General features: G+C 70.3%; 15 protein-coding genes and 1 tRNA gene. 9 read left to right on the top strand and 7 right to left on the bottom strand.

The features are described from left to right. Window positions 1-59 precede the first annotated feature (59 nt). Complete coding sequence (locus MNI96_RS08505) at window positions 60-917, top strand: YihY/virulence factor BrkB family protein (protein ID WP_249692102.1); 858 nt, start codon at window positions 60-62, stop codon at window positions 915-917. Window positions 918-932: 15 nt separating this feature from the next. On the opposite strand, the gene MNI96_RS08500 is transcribed toward MNI96_RS08505, so the two are convergent. Further along, on the bottom strand, window positions 933-1,829 hold the full coding sequence (locus MNI96_RS08500; protein WP_249692101.1) for a DMT family transporter: 897 nt from the start codon (window positions 1,827-1,829) through the stop codon (window positions 933-935). Window positions 1,830-2,053: 224 nt separating this feature from the next. Between MNI96_RS08500 and MNI96_RS21980 the strand changes: the two genes are divergently transcribed. Both MNI96_RS21980 and MNI96_RS08490 read left to right on the top strand, forming a co-directional pair. After that, entirely contained in the window at window positions 2,054-4,015 is a 1,962-nt protein-coding gene (locus MNI96_RS21980; protein WP_249692099.1) for a methyl-accepting chemotaxis protein, read from the top strand. 245 nt (window positions 4,016-4,260) lie between these two features. Continuing rightward, window positions 4,261-5,445: an NAD(P)/FAD-dependent oxidoreductase gene (locus tag MNI96_RS08490; RefSeq protein WP_249692096.1), complete on the top strand. Its 1,185-nt coding sequence runs from the start codon at window positions 4,261-4,263 to the stop codon at window positions 5,443-5,445. Between the two features lie 42 nt (window positions 5,446-5,487). Here the strand turns inward: MNI96_RS08490 and MNI96_RS08485 are convergent, their stop codons facing one another. From MNI96_RS08485 to MNI96_RS08470, 4 genes are read right to left on the bottom strand one after another with little or no spacing between them, the layout of a single operon-like run. After that, complete coding sequence (locus MNI96_RS08485) at window positions 5,488-5,922, bottom strand: metallopeptidase family protein (protein ID WP_249692094.1); 435 nt, start codon at window positions 5,920-5,922, stop codon at window positions 5,488-5,490. Window positions 5,923-5,936: 14 nt separating this feature from the next. Next, window positions 5,937-6,194: a hypothetical protein gene (locus MNI96_RS08480; RefSeq protein ID WP_249692093.1), complete on the bottom strand. Its 258-nt coding sequence runs from the start codon at window positions 6,192-6,194 to the stop codon at window positions 5,937-5,939. Next, window positions 6,191-6,715, bottom strand: a complete 525-nt coding sequence (locus tag MNI96_RS08475; protein ID WP_249692091.1) for a disulfide bond formation protein B — start codon at window positions 6,713-6,715, stop codon at window positions 6,191-6,193. The genes MNI96_RS08480 and MNI96_RS08475 overlap by 4 nt, the downstream gene beginning before the upstream one ends. A 15-nt stretch (window positions 6,716-6,730) precedes the next feature. Further along, a complete protein-coding gene (locus tag MNI96_RS08470; RefSeq protein WP_249692089.1) occupies window positions 6,731-7,309 on the bottom strand; it encodes a YqaA family protein in 579 nt (192 codons plus the stop codon). A gap of 139 nt (window positions 7,310-7,448) precedes the next feature. Here MNI96_RS08470 and MNI96_RS08465 point away from each other — a divergent pair. Together MNI96_RS08465 and MNI96_RS08460 are read left to right on the top strand one after the other, a co-directional pair. After that, window positions 7,449-7,535: transfer RNA gene (locus tag MNI96_RS08465), tRNA-Leu, on the top strand. An 82-nt stretch (window positions 7,536-7,617) separates the two neighbouring features. Further along, on the top strand, window positions 7,618-8,331 hold the full coding sequence (locus MNI96_RS08460) for a class II aldolase/adducin family protein (RefSeq protein WP_249692087.1): 714 nt from the start codon (window positions 7,618-7,620) through the stop codon (window positions 8,329-8,331). Window positions 8,332-8,334: 3 nt separating this feature from the next. On the opposite strand, the gene MNI96_RS08455 is transcribed toward MNI96_RS08460, so the two are convergent. Then, window positions 8,335-8,862 carry a hypothetical protein gene (locus MNI96_RS08455; protein WP_249692085.1) on the bottom strand — a complete coding sequence of 176 codons (528 nt, stop codon included), beginning with the start codon at window positions 8,860-8,862 and terminating at the stop codon, window positions 8,335-8,337. Between the two features lie 202 nt (window positions 8,863-9,064). Between MNI96_RS08455 and MNI96_RS08450 the strand changes: the two genes are divergently transcribed. Further along, window positions 9,065-10,645 carry a CYTH and CHAD domain-containing protein gene (locus MNI96_RS08450; RefSeq protein WP_249692083.1) on the top strand — a complete coding sequence of 527 codons (1,581 nt, stop codon included), beginning with the start codon at window positions 9,065-9,067 and terminating at the stop codon, window positions 10,643-10,645. 354 nt (window positions 10,646-10,999) lie between these two features. Here the strand turns inward: MNI96_RS08450 and MNI96_RS08445 are convergent, their stop codons facing one another. Beyond that, the gene (locus MNI96_RS08445) at window positions 11,000-14,011 is read right to left on the bottom strand and encodes an AsmA family protein (protein WP_249692081.1); all 3,012 of its coding nucleotides are present in this window, start codon (window positions 14,009-14,011) and stop codon (window positions 11,000-11,002) included. A 172-nt stretch (window positions 14,012-14,183) separates the two neighbouring features. On the opposite strand from MNI96_RS08445, the gene MNI96_RS08440 reads away from it, so the two are divergent. From MNI96_RS08440 to asnB, 3 genes are read left to right on the top strand one after another with little or no spacing between them, the layout of a single operon-like run. Beyond that, window positions 14,184-14,672 (top strand): tellurite resistance TerB family protein, encoded by a 489-nt coding sequence (locus tag MNI96_RS08440; protein ID WP_249692079.1) that lies wholly within the window; start codon window positions 14,184-14,186, stop codon window positions 14,670-14,672. Window positions 14,673-14,721: 49 nt separating this feature from the next. Next, entirely contained in the window at window positions 14,722-15,474 is a 753-nt protein-coding gene (locus MNI96_RS08435) for a glutamine amidotransferase (protein ID WP_249692077.1), read from the top strand. Between the two features lie 55 nt (window positions 15,475-15,529). Continuing rightward, window positions 15,530-17,485 carry an asparagine synthase (glutamine-hydrolyzing) gene (gene asnB / locus MNI96_RS08430; protein ID WP_249692075.1) on the top strand — a complete coding sequence of 652 codons (1,956 nt, stop codon included), beginning with the start codon at window positions 15,530-15,532 and terminating at the stop codon, window positions 17,483-17,485. The last annotated feature ends 495 nt before the right edge of the window (window positions 17,486-17,980 follow it).

Here is a 17,980-nt window from a genome sequence, read left to right as displayed (position 1 = left end):
GCAGCATGAAATGCCGGCCACGGCTTGACCCCGGGCGACGCCTCCCGCAAAAGCGGCGGATGAACCCGTTTCGCCTGCTGCGGTCCGCGCTCGCCACCATCTACGACGCCGTCATGCATATGACGAACGACGACGGCTTCGCGCTGGCGAGCCATGTCGCCCTGTCCTCGCTGCTGGCGCTGTTCCCGTTCCTGATCTTCGTGGCCGCGCTCACCGGCTTTCTCGGCATGTCGGACATGGCCGACCGCATCGCCACGCTGCTGTTCGATGTCTGGCCGGAAGAGGTCGCCCGGCCGATCTCCCGCGAGATCCACGTGGTGCTGACCCAGCCGCGCGGCGACATCCTCACCTTCGGCATCGTCGCCGCACTGTGGTTCGCCTCCAACGGCGTGGAGGCCCTGCGCGTTGCCCTCAACCGCGCCTATGGCGTCGGCGAGACCCGCAACTATTTCTACCTGCGCGCCCAGTCGCTGCTCCTGGTGCTTTTCGGCACTTTCGTGCTGATCAGCTTCGCCCTGCTGATCGTCTTCGCGCCGCTGGTCTGGCGCGCCGTCGTCGCCCATGCGCCGCTGCTCGAGCCCTTCACCGCCCGGCTCAACATCTCGCGCTACGTCATCGCCTCGCTGCTGACCCTCGGCGGCCTGTTCATGGCCCATGCGGTGCTGCCGGACGGCCGCCGCCGGCTGCTCGACACGCTTCCCGGCGTCGCCGCCACGCTGCTTCTGTGGCTGGCCTCGGGCGTCGCCTTCGGCGCCTGGCTCGCCGGCTTCGCCGACTACGTGTCGACCTATGCCGGCCTTGCCGGCGCCATGACCGCGCTGATCTTCCTCTACCTGATCTCGATCTGCTTCGTCTTCGGCGGCGAGCTCAACGCGGCGATCCTGCGCCGCCGCGCCCGCAAGCTCGCCAGCGTGTGACGGAACGGCGCTGCCTCAGGCCGGCGTGCGCCGCGTGCCGATCCGCCGCTCGCGGATGATCAGCAGCGCGCCGATCACCAGCGCCGCGCCCGCCACCTGCACCAGGGACAGCGTCTCGCCGAACAGCAGGTAGCCCTCCACCGCGGTGGCCACCGGCGCCAGGTAGAACAGGCTCGACACCCGCGAGGCGCTGCCCCGCTTGATCAGGACCATCAAGAGCAGGATCGCCCCGATCGACAGCACCAGGACCAGCCAGGTCATGGCGACGACCAGCTCGCCGGTCCAGGCGATCTGCCAGTCCTCCAGCATCGACAGCGGCATGACCAGCGCCAGCGCACCGAAATACTGCACCAGCGTGCCCGGGATCAGGTCGATGCCGACCACGAACCGCTTCTGGTAGATCGTGCCGACGGCAATGCCGGCCGCCGCGGCAAGGCAGGCCAGCACGTTGACCGTCGAAAAACCCGCCGTCTCCGCCCCCGCGAGGCGCGGGACCACCACCAGCAGCAGGCCGAGGGCGCCGACGGCCAGCCCCAGCCAGTGGCGCGGCGCCACGCTCTCGCCCAGCACCGGCCCAGCCAGCAGCGCCGTCAGCAGCGGTTGCAGCCCCAGGAACAGCGCGGTCACGCCCGCCGGCATGCCGTTGTCGATGGCGTAGAAGATGCCGCCCAGATAGACGCCGTGGATCAGCATCCCGGCGACGAAGCAATGCGCCCAGTCCGTCCCCCGCCGCGGCCATGTCGCGCGCAGCATCACGGCCAGCGCCAGCATCACCGGCAGAACCAGCGCGAAGCGGATCGTCAGGAAGACGAAGGGCTCGATATGCGGCGCGCCCAGCTTGGAGCCGATGAAGCCGGTCGACCACAGCAGGACGAAGATGCCGGGAACGGCCTTGTCGAAGAACGAGCGCACGGGAGATCCAGTTCAGAACGTTGCGGAAGGCGGCGGGGGCAATGGCGAACCCTGCGGCATTTTACGCCGAAGACCAAATATGGGCACCGCGGCGCCCGGCGGTCAGTGGAATGTTAACTTTGCTGATGGACTTTTGCGCAAGGTAGGGACTGACCAGTCGAGGTATGCCAGTGATGCAATTTCGAGGTTTCGCGTCGGTATCGACTTTAGTCGGCCGACTGTCCGTGCGCATCAGGATTTTTCTTCTGATCGCCGTCACCATGACCGGCCTTGCCGCCATCGGCGGCGTCTTCTGGTGGAGTCAGGCCAGCGTCGAAAGCGCCTTCGCACGGGCCGAGGGCTTTTCCGACCTTGCCGGCACCGTCGCGGATCTCTCCACCGCGGCCGGTACCATGCGCGTTACCGAAAAGAGCTATCTCGCCGCCCCTTCTGCCGCTCTCTACCAGTCCTTCACGTCCGAGATCGCCTCGGCGCGCGGCCAGCTCGACGCGGTGCGCGGCCTTGCCGTCGCCGCGCCCTATGCCTCGGAAATCGACCAGGTCGCCCTTGCGCTCGACAACATCGAGGCGACGTTCCGCGACCTGCATTCGGTGCAGCAGCGCCTCGGCCTTGCAGGCGGCGAGGACGGTGCGCGCGGCGCGCTGACCGTCAATGGCGATGCCCTGGTCGCGGGCGTCCAGAAGCTGGCCCGCTTCAAGCGCGGTCCCGAGACCGAGCGGCTGGCCTTTGCCGGCGTCGACCTGCAGCGCAGCGAGAAGGCCTATCTGCTCGACCGCAGCGACGTGAACCTCGGCGGTTTCGAGGTCGCCGCCGCCCGCGTCGAGCGCGCGCTCTCCCGGGCCAAGCTCGACGAGGCGGCGAGCACCGAGCTGACCGGCTTCCTCACCGCCTATCGCGAGGCCTTCGACACCTATACCGGCGCCGGCGGCGAGCACACGGCGCTGGTGGAAAAGCTCGAAGCCTTCTTCGACGTGCTGCCGCCCTATCTCGCCCAGCTTCAGGCCGCCGCCGAAAGCGGCCAGGCCGAGGCATCGAGCGCCCTCGACCAGGGCCGTTCCGTTGCGGCCATGACCATGCTGGCGATCATGGGCCTCACGGTCGCCGTGCTGCTTCTGGCCGGCCTCGTCATCGGCGCCTCGATCTCCGGCCCGCTCGCCGCCCTGCGCCTTGCGATGGACCGGCTGGCTGCCGGCGAGACCGACATCGACCTGCCGGAAGCGCGCGGACGCACCGAACTCGACGCGATGGCCGCCAGCGTCGCCGTCTTCCGCGACAACGCGCTGGAGCGCAGCGAGCTTGCCGCCGCCCAGGAGGCGGAAAACGCCGCCCGCGACCGCCGCATGCGCCATCTCGACCAGTTGATCGCCGGTTTCGAGGCGACCGTCGGCGACGCCCTCTCGCGCCTCGACGGCGCCGCCGAGGAGCTTGCGGGCGCCTCCGGCGCGCTCGATCAGGCGGCCGGGCGCGCGGCCGAGGAAGCGGCGACCGCCGGCAATGCGGTGCAGGTCGCGGCCGACAGCGTCACCTCGGCGGCCTCCGCCTCCGAGGAGCTCAACGTCTCCATCGCCGAGATCGCCGACCAGGCGAACCGCTCGACGCAGGTTGCGGAAAAAGCCGTCGCCAGCGCCCGCGACACCGGCGCCAGCATGAGCGCCCTGTCGCGCACCGCCGACCGGATCGGCCAGGTCATGGGCCTCATCCGCGACATTGCCGAGCAGACCAACCTCCTGGCGCTCAACGCCACCATCGAGGCGGCCCGCGCCGGCGAGCACGGCCGCGGCTTCGCGGTCGTCGCCGCCGAGGTCAAGGAACTGGCCAGCCAGACCGGCCAGGCCACCCAGGACATCGCCCAGCAGGTGGAGGCGATCCAGCAGGCCTCCGCCAGCGCGGTCATGGCCATCGGCGACGTCGAGCAGATCATCGTCCAAATGAACGAGATCGCCGGTTCGGTCGCCGCCGCCGTCGGCCAGCAGAGCATCGCCCTGCGCGAGATCACCGAGAATGTCGCCCGGGCTTCGGAGCGCTCCAGCACCGGGGCCGAGGCGATGGGCCGGGTGTCCGGCGCCACCGACCATGCCCGCGGCACCGGCGCCATGGTCGGAGACCTGTCCGGCACGCTGGGCGAGCAGGCCCGCCTGCTGCGCAAGGAGATCGGTACGTTCCTGGAGAGCGTGCGCGCCGCCTGACGGTGCGCCGCTCCGGCTCTCCTCCTCCGGCAACGCCCCCTATTGCCACCGTCGGCAATCTCGCCACATAACGCGTGCAGACCGAACGACGGCACGGGCAGACGAACCGCCGCCCGCGCCGTTCCCGCCAGCCGCGCGCGACGGCCGCCGGCTCCCCGCCGACCTCGCAGCAAAGCTCGTCGAGAAGCCTCGCGGAGAAACCGGGCCGCAGGCCGGCCCTACGCCAGATTGCCGAAGGAATTCCCATGCAGGACAGCATCGTCATCGTCGGAGCGGGCCAGGCCGGCGCCCAGGCCGTCCAGTCGCTGCGCACCGGCGGCTTCGGCGGCCGCATCGCCCTTGTCGGCGAGGAGCCGCATCCGCCCTACCAGCGCCCGCCCCTGTCGAAGAAGCACCTTGCCGGCGAGATCGACGACGAGGCACTGCACCTGCGCCCGCTCGGCTTCTACGAGCAGAACGCCATCGACTGCCATTTCGGCAAGGCGGTCGAGGCCATCGACCGCGACATGCGGGCCGTCCTGCTTACCGGCGGCGAGCAGCTTCCCTACGAGCGGCTGATCATCGCCACCGGCACCCGGCCCCGCGCCCTGCCGATCGCCGGCGCCGAGCTGGCCGGCGTCGTCACCTTGCGCAAGATTTCCGACGTCGAGGCGATGCGCCCGCTGCTGCGCGCGCCCGGCCGTGTGGCCATTATCGGCGGCGGCTATATCGGGCTGGAGGTCGCCGCCGTCGCCCGCACCATGGGCCACGAGGTCACCGTCGTCGAGGCGCAGGACCGGGTGATGAAGCGGGTGGTCTCGCCCACTGTTTCCGCCTGGTTCCAGCAGCTGCATGCGGATAAGGGCGTACAGCTGATGCTCGACACCGGCATCACCGGCTTTTCCGGGAGCGAGCGCGTCACCGGCGTGCAGCTGGCCGGCGGCGGCGAGGTTCCCTGCGACATCGCGCTGGTCGCCGTCGGTGCGGTGCCCAACGACGAGCTGGCGGCCGCCTGCGGCCTCGGCACCGGCGACGGCATTCTCGTCGACGATGCCGGGCTCACCTCCGATCCGCTGATCCATGCGGCCGGCGACTGCACCCGCTTCCGCTCCGCCCTCTACGGCCGCTCGATCCGCCTGGAGAGCGTGCAGAACGCCATCGACCAGGCCAAGGCCGTCGCCGCCTCGATCCTCGGCCAGGAGGTGCATTACGACCCGGTGCCGTGGTTCTGGTCCGACCAGTATGCGGTCAAGCTGCAGATCGCCGGCCTGTCGCAGGACCACGACGAGGCGCGCACCTTCGGCGATCCCGCCTCCGGCTCCTTCTTCGTCGCCTATCTCGGCGGCGGCCGCCTGCTTGCCGTCGACAGCATCAACCACCCGCGCTCGCACATGATGGCGCGCCGGGCGATCGGCAAGACCTTCGAGGACGCCTTGCTTCCCGCTGCCTGAACCGGATGGGTGTCTGGAAACGGATATCGGGGCGGCCGGCGCTCAGTCGGCCGCCGCCTCGATGGCCTCCATGTCGTCGTCCGACAGGCCGAAATGGTGGCCGAGCTCATGGATCAGCACATGCGCGATGACGCCGCCCAGCGGCTCGTCATAGGCGCACCAGTAGTCGAGGATGGCGCGGCGATAGAGCCAGACCCGGTTCGGCATGCGGCCGCTGAAGGCCTCCGCCCCGCCCTGCGCCAGTCCGATTCCCTCGAACAGGCCCATCAGCTCGAACGGATCCTCGACGCCGACCGACTCGAGCGCCTCGTCGTCGGCGAAGTCCGCCACCCGGATCTCGATCTCGCCGCACAGCTCGCGGAATTCGGGGGGAAGCTCCTCGAAGGCCGCGACCGCGATCCGCTCGAATTCGGCCAGATCCGGCGCCGCCAGGCCCGCCCAGCTGCTGCGTTCGTTACCGGCCGCGCGAGATCCCATCGTCCGCTTCTCCCCTAATTCGCCACCGGGGAGAGGAGGTAGGTCCAGATGAGATAGACCACAAGGCCCAGCGCGAAGACCGCGCCCGCGCCGCGGCCGATCTTGCGGCCGAGCCGCTCGATGGGATCGTCCTCGTCGACGGGCGCGCCCGTGCGCTTGTGGGCGCCCTCGAAGGTGGTGCGCAGCACGGTCTCGCTTTCGCGCTCGGCCCGGTCGAGCACCGACTGCGCCTCGCGCCGGCGCTCGTCCTCGCGCGGGTCCCCGCCGCTCACGCCGCGCTCCCGCGCCGCCACGTCCAGGCGGCGCCGAGCGCCAGCACGGCGATGCCAGCCGAGATCACCGCATTCCATCCCGCAAACGACAGGCCGAACATCCGCCAGCTCGCCTCGGTGCAGCTCACCACGCGGGTGGAGCGCAGCGCGTTCAGCATGTTGGCGGCCGAATCGGGCATTCCTCCGCCGCCGCCGCAATCCGCAGGGCCGGCCCAAAAGCCCCATTCCGCGCCCGCCTGATAGCCGCCGATGCCCGCGCCCCAGGCGAAGACGGCCGCGACCGCAAGCAGCAGGATCGTCACCACCAGCCGGCCTCGCGCCGGCGCCCCGCGCAGCATGACAAGGAGCGCCAGCAGGGCCAGCGGCAGGCCGACATAGTAGGGAATGCGCTGTTCGAGACACAGCTTGCAGGGCACGTAGCCGCCGATCAGCTGGAAGCCCCAGGCCGTCAGGATCGAGGCCAGGCCTCCGGCGATCAGCAGCATCACCAGCTGCCGGGACGTTCTTGCGGGGTCGCTCATCTCACCGCCTCGGTTTCACAGGAAGCGGATTAGCGCGAAGCCGCCGACAAGGCCAATCACGAAGATCGTGAACATCAGGCCGAGCCGCTGCTCGATGAAGGTGCGGATCGGCGGCCCGAACAGGTAGAGCAGGCCGGCGACGGCGAAGAAGCGCAGGCCCCGCGCCAGCACGCTCGCCACCATGAACACCGGCAGGCTCAGCCCCGTGGCGCCGCTGGCGATGGTGATCACCTTGTAAGGAAAGGGCGTCACGCCGGCGATGAAGACGATCCAGGCGCCGTATTCGTTGAAATTGCCGCGGAAGGTCTCGAACTTGTCGAGATAGCCGTAGAAGGCGAGGATCGGCTCGGCCAGCTGCAGGAACAGGAAGGCGCCGATGGCGTAGCCCGCCGCCCCGCCCAGCACCGAGGTCGCCGTGCACAGCGTCGCATAGGCGAACGCCTTCGAGCGCTGCGCGATCACCATCGGGATCAGCAGGATGTCCGGCGGGATCGGAAAGAACGAGCTTTCGGCAAAGGACACGGCCCCGAGCGCCGCCGGTGCGTGGCGGCCCGAGGCGAGCGACATGGTCCAATCGTAGAGGCGGCGCAACATGTCGCCTCATTAGCCGGAAGCGCGGCCCTTGTCATCCGACTTCCGCTGCGGCGCAGTGACCGCGATCCGGCACGGGACAGACGTCATGTTTCAATTGACGGGGCAAGCGCTGCGGCTATGATCGCGCCGTTTCCCGCGGGCCCCCGTGGCGGAATTGGTAGACGCGACGGATTCAAAATCCGTTTCCCTAACCGGAGTGTCCGTTCGAGTCGGACCGGGGGCACCATTTTCCTTTTCGCACTGCCTTCCGGTTGCCTCGCGGGCCCTTCTTCTGCACCTCTTGCGGGGACACGGACGAGGAGGACGCCATGCTTTCCCCCGAAAATCGAAGCGAAGACCTTGCCGCCCGTCGCGCCGTCATCGACGCCTGCCTGAAGATGAACGCCTCCGGCCGCAACCAGGGCACCTCCGGCAATGTCAGCCGGCGCCATGGCGAAGGCTTCCTGATCACCCCCTCCGGCATTCCCTACGAGGCGATGCAGCCCGAGCAGGTGGTCCAGGTCCACATGGACGAAAGCTATTCCGGCGACTGGCTGCCCTCGTCCGAGTGGCGGATGCATTTCGACATCTACGCCACCCGCCCCGCAGCCGGCGCCGTCGTCCACACCCATTCGCCCCATGCCACGGCCATGTCGTGCCTGCGCCGCGAGATCCCGCCCTTCCACTACATGATCGCGGTCGCCGGCGGGCGCACCCTGCGCACGGCCGACTACGCCACCTTCGGCACGCGCGATCTGTCGCGCGCCATGCTGGCCGCGCTGGAGGGGCGCAGCGCCTGTCTTCTCGCCAATCACGGCATGATCTGCTTCGGCCCCGGCCTCGACAAGGCGCTGTGGCTCGCCGGCGAGATCGAGACCCTGTGCCGGCAATACGCCATCGCCCTGACCGCCGGCGACCCGGCGATCCTCACCGACACGGAGATGGACGAGGTCATCGCCCGCTTCGCCAGCTACGGCCGCCAGACGGGCGAACTGGCGCCGGGCGAGGTGCCCGCGGTCGAGGCCCCGCGCCGGCGGGGTTGATCCCTATTGAGGCGCCGGCTGCGGCGGCCCCTGCTGCGGGCGATGATAGCCCGGCCCCACGGTCAGCGGCCCCTTCGGCGAGGCGTCCGCGTCCAGCTCGCTGGTGATGGTGGTGTGCTGCACCTCCATCGGCTCGCGCCCGCCATAGTCGTAGAGCCGCAGCTCGACCGCATAGGGCCTGCCCTTGACGACACCGGTGAGCGGCGGCGTTTCCAGCCCGTAGCGCTGCTCGCCGTGGCGCAGCCGCGTCTCCACCTCCACCGGCGCGCCGCCCGCCGGGTTCTCGAACCGCGCCACCAGCCGCGATTGCGACGGCGTCGGCTTCTGCACGATCACCGTGATGCCGGCGCGGATCTCGCCGAGCCGGTAGTAGAACAGGAAGCCGCCGCCGGCGATCCGAACATGGGTCAAGGCCGCCTGCCGGCGCTGGTTGTCGACGACCAGCGCAACCGCAATACCCGCCAGCACCACGGCGGTCGCCAGCGCCGTGATGCGGAACCAGCGCGTCTTCTCGAACTCGGTCACCGCCACCGCCGTCTCCTCCCGGCCAGCCGTCCCTGCCCGCAACCAGACACCAGATCCCGTTTCTCCTCAAGCTCCGCGAGACGGACTGAGCCGGCAAACGAAGACGCACTCAGCGCGCTTTTCTGGACAGGCTTCGGGAAAACGGCTAGAGCCATCGCGAAGGGTGCCGCACACTGGCAGCCGCCGGAACACTGCAACGGGCGAGGCGATGGGCGCGAAACGGGAAGTCGAGCTGAAGCTCGAGCTGGCGAAGGCCGGTCAGCAGAGGCTGAAAGGAGCACCGGCACCCGAAGGCTTTGCCGCCGAGCGCGCGGTGACGCGCACCCTGCGCTCGATCTATTTCGACACGCCGGACCAGGCCCTGAGCAAGGCGAAGTGGTCGCTGCGGGTCCGCCGGGTCGGGCGCAAATGGGTGCAGACGGTCAAGGCCGGCACCGGCGTCACCGGCGGCATGTCGCGTCCGCGCGAGGCGGAGGCGGAGGTCGCGGGCCCCGCGCCGGACCTGACCCTGATCCTCGAGCCGGCGATGCGCGAAGGCCTGTGGAAGCTGATCGACGGTCAGCCCCTGGCGCCGGTCTTCGAGACCGCGATGCGCCGCACGATCCGCATCTATACCCGCGAAAGCGACGGCAGCACCATCGAGATGGCGCTGGATGCCGGCGAGATCGTCGCCGGCGAGCGGCGGCAAGCCCTGTTCGAGGCCGAGCTGGAGCTGAAATCCGGCGACCCCGCCGCGCTCTTCGCGCTCGCCGGCAGCCTTCCTGCCCTGGCCAACGCCCGCTTCTCGCGCCTCAGCAAGGCCGGCCGCGGCTATGCGCTCGCCGCCGGGGAACAACCGCTCGCCGGCCCGGTCAATGCGACGGAAGCCAGCCTTGCGGCGGGCACGGCCATCGGCCCGGCCTTTCGCGCCATTCTTCTGTCCTGCATGGACCAGATCGCCGGCAACCGCGACGCGGTGCTCGACAGCGACGATCCCGAAGGCCCGCATCAGCTGCGCGTCGGCCTGCGCCGGTTGCGCAGCGCGTTGAAGGTGCATCACCCGTTGCTCGATCCCGGCACGCGCAAGGAGCTGGATGCCGCCGCCCGCGACCTTGCCCTTGCCGTCGGCGAATTGCGCGATCTCGACGTGCTGGTCGGCGAGATCGTCGAGCCGGCCATGGCGGTCGCCAGGCTCGGACCGGATGCGGCCTTGCTCGACGATGCCGGGCTCGCCCGCCGGGTCGATGCCGCGCGCAGCGCCGCGCGCAGGTCCCTGCGCGAGCAGCTCTCCGGCCCCGCCGTCAATGAACTGCTGTTCCGCCTCGGCGCGCTGGCCCATGGCGGCGGTCGGCGCAAAGGCGAAGAGGACGGCAAGGAGGAGGCCGCTGGCGATACGACCGTCGGCGCCTTCGCGGTCGAGGCGCTGGAAAAACGCTGGAAATCGGCGGCCCGGCTGGCCGCGCGCATGGACGAACTGACGCTGGAGGAGCGCCACGACCTGCGCAAGGAGCTGAAGAAGCTGCGCTATGCGGTGGAGTTCTTCCGCTCGGCCTGGCCTGCGCGCAAGGTCAAGCCGTTCCTCGCCCGCCTCAAGACGCTGCAGGACGTCTTCGGCTATCTCAACGACGTGGTGATGGCCGGCAAGCTCGCCGGCATGGTCGCCGCCGTCGACCGCAAGCCGCCGGTGGAAACCGCCCTTGCCGCCGGCTTCGTGCTCGGCTGGCACGAGGCGCGTGCCGCCCATGCCTTCGAAAACGCCCGCGCCCTGTGGGACGAGACGCAACGCGCCCGCCGCTTCTGGCGCGACTGACCGCGCTCCGATCGCTCCCCCCGGCCCCCGACTCAGGATCGTTTTCGGGAACAGGTCGTGGACTCATAATTGTGCCGGAAACGGCGTCCGTTCGGGCAATGATATGCTAGGAGGAGCGCGATGGCCGGGGCAGGTCCCCCGGCCGAGCGATCCGACGCCGCAGATCGAAGCTCGAACGGCGCCCTTCGGGTATGCCCGAACCCGCCGGCAACAGCGTCGCAAGCCCTTGAAAACCTGATGGTTTCCTGCGGCCTTGCTCCTTATATCCGATCGGGTTCGGGCATACCGTTTCTTGCCAGAATTATGAGTTCACGACCTAGGCTTCGGGAGACGGCCTTACCGGATCGGCGCGCCCTACTGCGGCGTCTCTCCCTGCGGCGTCTCTTCCTGCGGGGCCTCGTCCAGCGGCAGCTGTTCGTCCTGCTGCTCCTGCTGCGGCGCGTCCTGCTGCTGGCGGCGGCCGATGCCGAAGGAGCCGAGGAAGCCGGACGGCAGGCCGAAGCCCTGCTCCACCGCCTCCAGCACTTCCTTGTCGTCGACCTCGCCGTCCAGCACCTTCTGCACGTCGATATTGGCGTTGCCGCCGGTCGCCCGGTTGATCGCCTCGTTGGCGACGCCGGTCAGCGTCTCCTGCGGGTTGCGCGCCTCCTGCAGCGACTTGAACAACCCGCCGCCGAGATTTTCCAGCTGCTTCAGCGCCGCCTGCGGGTCTTCCAGGATGCCCTTGATGTCCGGATAGATCTGCGGCCGGTCCCAGGACCCGCGCACGATCACCGGCACGCCGAGCCCTTCCAGCTCGCGCGTCTCGCCCTTGGCCAGCGGCACCGGCGCGCTGCCCTCCAGGCTCGCCACCACCCGCGGCTCCAGCCGCCAGTCGAGCATGCGCTCCGGCATGTCGACCCGGCCCGTGCCGCTCATGCGCACCAGGGGGCCGATCAGCGCCAGGTCCTCCGTCGCGGCGATGCCGCGCGTGATGGTGAAGCTTGCGCCAAGCGCCGAGAAGTCCGTCTTCTGCTCGGGATTCTGCGCCCAGCCCAGCAGTGTGTCGACCGTCAGCCCGCGCACCATGCGCGGAATGTTGATGCCCCGAATGGCGCCGTCGGCGAAGTCGAAGCGGGCGGTACCGTCGAGGCCGGAAATCAGCTCGTATTCGCTGACCCCGTGCGCCTTGACATCGAGCGTCGTCGTCACCCGCCCCTCGATCCAGTCGAAGCCGGCGACCGCGGCCAGGAACGGCCGGGCGCTGAGGTCGGTGAGCGTGAAGCGGCCGGCCAGTTCCGGCACCTGCTGCGAACCGTCGAGCACCAGCAAGCCGTTGCCCTGCCCGCCATAGAGCGACATTTCGGCAAGCTCCGCCGACAGCCGCCCGCCTTCCAGCGTCAGTTCCAGCCGGCTCGGCCCGATCTCCAGCGTATCGCGGACGATCTGCTTCGCCGACAGCGAGAGCTGCGCATCCACCGCCTTGAGGCCGGACAGGTCGATCGGCACCCGGCTCCAGGAGCCGCGTTCCGCGCCCGGCACCCGCGCCTCGCTGCGCCCGTCGCTGGCCCGGTCGGTTTCCACCGCGTAAGGGTCGAGCCCCAGCCGGTCGAGCTCCAGCCGCGCCGTCACCTTGGGCCTGGCGCCGAGGCGCAGTTCGCCCTCGCCGCGGCCGGTCGTGTCGTCGAGGCGGATCTCCTCACCGGTGAAGCGCACCGCGTTCTCGCCCGCCGCCAGCCGGCCGGAGAAGGAGAAGGGTCCGAGCCCCCCGCCCTCGGCCAGCGGTACGCCGAGCCAGCTCGCCAGCGCCCTCAGGTTCTGCGTTTCCAGCACCACGGCGCCGTCGACCGAGCCGGCCGGCGACACGCTGCCGTCATAGCCAACCTCGACCCGCGAGCCGGCGACCCTCAGCTTGAGCGGCGTCGGCATGCCGGCCATCGCCAGCGCCGGCGTTGCCGATCCCTCGATGCGGAAGGCATCGCCCCGCCATGTCAGTCCGCCGCTCACCGAGACCGGGGCGTCGCGCCCGGCAAAATCGACGGCGACAGCCAGGTCCTCGATCCGGCGCGAGGCCGCGTCGTCGCCGATCGGCGAAGGCACCGGCAGGCCGGAAATGCCGCCGCCGGCCAGCGACAGCCGGCCTTGCGCATCCACCGATCCCATCAGGGTCGCCGCATCCGCCCCGCGCGCCGAAAACCGCAGCGAGCCGCCCAGCGTTCCTTGCGCGTCCTCGCTGCGCCCGGCCAGCGACAGAAGCGTTTCCAGCCGCGCATCGGCCAGCTCCAGCTGGCCCGTCACCTGCGGTTCGCCCGCCAGCGCCACCGTGGCGGTGGAGCGCAGGCTCGCCCCGGCCAGCCGCGCCTCGAGGGCACCGATCTCGACCGCGCTCGCGCTCGCGGTCACATCGCCCGTCACCCGGAAAGGGCCGGGCTCGCGCGGCAGGCCGGCGCCGAAAGCGGCCAGCGTCGCGCCCAGTTCCTCGCCTTCCACGGCAATGCGCAGGCGGCTCTCATCCTGCGGCGCCACGTCGCCGGTGATCTTCGCGCTCGCCCCGGCGCCGCCCACGGTCAGGTCGACCGCCGAGCTGCCGCCGCCGGCAAGGCGCATCGGCGCCTCCACCGTGCCGGCGACCGTCACCGCCACGCCGCCATAGCCGAGCCCGCCGTCCAGCGACAGGGCGCCGGAGAGCGAGGGCAGGCTCAGCACCAGATTGACGTTGTCCGCCTCGTGGCGCGTGCCGTCGCGGCGGTCGGAATAGATCAGCCGGCCGTTGGCGATTTCCAGCCGGTCGACGCCGATGCGCGCCAGCGCCATGCCGTCGGCGGCGACATCGGCGCCCGCATCGCCGCCCGGCGTCTCCGCCGGCACCCGCGCCTGGTCGCTCGCGCCGGCCGCCGGCCGCAGCGGGGCTTCGCCGTTGCTGTCGGCGATCGCCTGCGTCGCCGCGCTCCAGCGGTCGGACGGGAAGCCCGCGCCCGGCCCGTCATTCGTCGCAACGGCCGCGCCCGCAAGGCCCGCGGTCCAGTTCGGCCGGCCGCTCTCGTCGATCTCGACGCTGACCACCGGCGCGTCGAGACGCACATGGGTCAGGCGGATGTCGCCGCCGAACAGGCCCTGCCAGGCAAGACCGAAATCCACGGTGCCCGCGCGCAGGATCTCTCCCGCCTCGCCGGTCGACACGCCGACATTTTCCGCGCTCATCCGGAATCCGGGCAGCAGCGACAGCCCGACCGGCCCGTCGAGGCGCAGCCGCCAGCCGGTCCGCTCCTCGATCTGGCTGATCAGCTCGGCGCGGATCGCGTCCTTCGGCAGGAGCAGCGGCACCACGAAAAGGGCCGCAATGAGGAGGAAGAGCAGGCTGGCAAGGCCCGCGAGTGCGCGTTTCAAAGCGTGTCTCCAGAAGGACGAATCAGCGCCAGTCTACGCCAAAGCATGTCGACAGGATGGCGCGGGACGGGCCGTCGCGATAGCCGCCTGCATGTTCTTTCCGCACAGCAGCATGGACAATCGCGCCCGGATTGCGGATGCTGCCGCGGTTGCGGACGGCATCGGAGGGGATATGTTTTCTGCGTTGAAGCGGTTTTTGCGCACCGCGGTCACGGGCGAAAGCGGCGAGCTGAGCTTCGCCGAGGACGACCACCGCCTCGCGGCGGCGGCCCTGCTCGTGCACATCATCTCCGTCGACGGCGTGGTCGACGACGTGGAGCGGGCGGCGCTGACCGAGGTCCTGCGGGCCAATTACAAGCTGACGCCCGAGATGACCGCCGACCTGATCCGCGAGGCGACGCGCCGCGACAACGAGGCGGTGGACCTTTACGGCTTCACCTCGGTGCTCAAGCGCAGCCTGGAACTGGAAGAGCGGCTCAAGGTCATCGAGATGATGTGGGAGCTGGTCTATGCCGACGGCACCGTCCACGAATTCGAGGACAACACGATCTGGCGCGTCGCCGAACTGCTCGGCATTTCCTCGCGCGACCGGCTGGCCCTGCGCCGCAAGGTCGCCGGCGACACCTCCGCCGGCTCCGGCAATGCCTCGGGCGAGGCCTGACCGTGCTGTCCTCTCGACGTCGTATCGCGTTGCAATATAAACTGGTGCCATGATCCTGGATCCCAAAGAGCTGGCCGCACGGCCCAAGGTTCTCATCGTCCTGCATCAGGAAACCTCGACGCCCGGCCGCGTCGGGCAGGAGCTCGTGCGCCGCGGCTTCGCCCTCGACATCCGCCGGCCGCGCTTCGGCGAGCTGCTGCCCGAGACCCTGGCCGACCACGTCGGCGCCGTCGTCTTCGGCGGGCCGATGAGCGCCAACGACACCGACGCCTTCATCGCCCGCGAGACCGACTGGATCGACGTGCCGCTGCGCGAGGAAAAGCCGTTCCTCGGCATCTGCCTCGGCGCGCAGATGCTGGCGCGCAATCTCGGCGCGCGCGTCTACGGCCATGACGACGGCCTCGTCGAGATCGGCTATTACGACCTTTCGCCGACCGATATCGGCCGCGAGCTCATGCCGAAATGGCCGGGCAAGGTCTACCAGTGGCACCGCGAGGGCTTCGACCTGCCGCAAGGCGCCGAGCTGCTCGCCACCGGCGAGACCTATCCCAACCAGGCGATCCGCGTCGGCCCCTGCGCCTACGGCATCCAGTTCCATCCCGAGCTGACCTACCAGATGATGGTCCGCTGGACGACGCGCGGCGCCCCCCGCATGGAGCTGCCCGGCGCCCGCGACCGGCGCGACCATTTCGCCGGCCGCTTCGCCTTCGACCCGGCGGTGAAGGCCTGGCTCGACGCGTTCCTCGACCGCTGGATCGGCCGCGCCGACGCGCACTCCGCAGCCGCCATGGCCGCCGAGTAGCCGGTCCGCCCCACTTCTCGCGTCCCTTTCGCGTCTCTCGCTGGAGCGCCTTCCGATGTGCGGAATTGCCGGCATCTTTGCCCCTCTCGGCTCGCCCGCCCTCGAGCCCGCCGCGCTTGCCGCCCTGGGCGAGGCGATCCGCCATCGCGGTCCCGACGCCGGCGATGTCTGGCGCGATGCCGAGGCCGGCATCGGCCTCGTCCATCGCCGCCTGTCGATCCTCGACCTCAGCCCCGCCGGCGCCCAGCCGATGCATTCGCCCTGCGGGCGCTACGTCGTCTCCTACAACGGCGAGATCTACAATTACCTCGAGTTGCGCCGCGAGCTGGAGGAGGCCGGCCTTGCGCCCGAATGGCGCGGCCATTCCGACACCGAGGTGCTGCTCGCCGGCATCCGCGCATGGGGCCTTGCCGAGACCTTGAAGCGCACCGCCGGCATGTTCGCCATCGCCCTGTGGGACCGCGAGCGCCGGGTGCTGTCGCTTTCCCGCGACCGCTTCGGCGAGAAGCCGCTGCATGTCGGCCTGTTCGGCGGCGAGATCGCCTTCGCCTCGGAGATCAAGGCGCTGCGCACCCATCCCGCCTGGACCGGCGAGATCGACCGCCAGGCCATCGCCCTGTGCCTGCGCCACGGCTACATCCCCGCCCCGCGCACCGCCTTCACCCAGGCGGTCAAGATCGCGCCCGGCACCATCGTCGAGATCGACGCGGGCGCACTCACCCCCGAGAGCTGGCGCGTCACCTCCTGGTGGGACACGCTGGAAGAGGCGCGCATCGCCCGCCGCAACCGCTTTGCCGGCAGCGACCAGGAGGCCGTCGACCAGCTCGACGAGCTGCTGCGCGGCTCCGTCGCCCGGCAGATGATCTCCGACGTGCCGCTCGGCGCCTTCCTGTCGGGCGGCATCGATTCCTCCACCATCGCCGCGATGATGCAGTCGCTGAGCGCCGCGCCGGTCGAGACCTTCTCCCTCGGCTTCCACGACAAGGCCACCAACGAGGCGGAGTTCGCCCGCGCCGTCGCGAACCACCTCGGCACCCGCCACAACGAGATCTTCCTCTCCGGCGAGGAGGCGCGCGACCTCGTCGACGAGATGCCGGACGTCTACGACGAGCCCTTCACCGACCAGTCGCAGCTGCCGACCTACATGGTCGCCCGCTTCGCCCGCACCCGGGTCACCGTCAGCCTGTCGGGCGACGCCGCCGACGAGTTGTTTGCCGGCTACGGACGTTATCATTCCATCGACCGGCAGTGGCAGGGCACCCTGTCCGCGCGCATCGGGCGCGCCGCCCGCCGCGCCTATGTCTCGGCCCAGCTTGCCGGCATCGTCGCCCCGGCCGAGCGGCTCGGCCTGTCGCGCATCGGGCGCAAGAGCCCGGCCGGCCTGCGCCTGCGGCTGGAGGAAAAGCTCGCCGGCCTCACCGCCCGCTCGGCGGTCGCCGCCTATGAGCGCAAGTTCACGCTGATGGACACCGCCCACCGGCTGGTGCCCGGCAGTGCGCGCGAGACCCACCCGCTCGCCGACACGGTGGCGCAGGAAACCGGCTGGAGCGTGCTGGAACAGGCGAGCCTGCTCGATCTCGTCCACTACCTGCCCGACGACATCCTGGTGAAGGTCGACCGCGCCGCCATGGCCCATGCGCTGGAAACCCGCGTGCCCTTCCTCGATCCGGCCGTGGTGCGCTTCGCGCTGTCGCTGCCCGACCGGGTGCGGCTGATGGGCGGCCAGCGCAAGGGCGTGGTCAAGCAGGTGCTGGATCGCTATGTGCCCGCCGCCCTGTGGGACCGGCCCAAGCGCGGCTTCGGCATTCCCTGCGCCGATTGGCTCAAGGGCCCGCTGCGCCCGCTCGCCGAGGACATGTTCTCGTCCGCGCAGATCGCCCGCCTCGGCCTGCTGGACGAGGAGCTGGTGCGCCTGTTCTGGGACGATTTCCTGGCCGGCGACCGCCGCCGCGCCAACATGGTCTGGGCGATGTTCGTGGTGCAGCTCACCCTCTCGCGCCACACGCGCTGAGGGAGCGCGCGCCACCCGCCGGCGGGAAACAGGCACTCCGCTGTCGTCCCGAACGGCTCGCGTGAGGCCCGGCGCTGCCGCCGGACCGCCGGTGGCTGCTGCTCTCGCGCAAACATCCAGCCTGGCGGATACTGGATACCTGCCTTCGCAGGTATGACAAGCGAGAGTGGGGTCAGCGCCTTCCACCTCGCGCGTGCTGAGGGCACCAATGGTTCCCGGCTCTGCGCTGACGCGCGGCCGGGATGACGGCCTGAGAGAGGGGCACTGCCTCGCCTCACCCTCCACCGTCACCCCGGGCAAGGCGCAGCCGCGACCCGGGGCCTATTGGCTGCCAGAGCGGCAGCTACGACACGCTGGCCGAGCCGCGCACTCCGGTCTCCCCCCCGAGAAAGAGATGAGGGGGAGATGTCGGCGCAGCCGACAGAGGGGGGTGAGCAGCACCCGCGACGGAGCGCACCCCGACCGCCGGGGCTCCCCGGTCCCGGATCTTCGGCC

This window comes from Stappia sp. WLB 29, assembly GCF_023507705.1.
Classification (GTDB): domain Bacteria; phylum Pseudomonadota; class Alphaproteobacteria; order Rhizobiales; family Stappiaceae; genus Stappia.
Note: the sequence above shows the minus strand (reverse complement) of the source record. Positions and strands in the feature narration are given on the sequence as shown.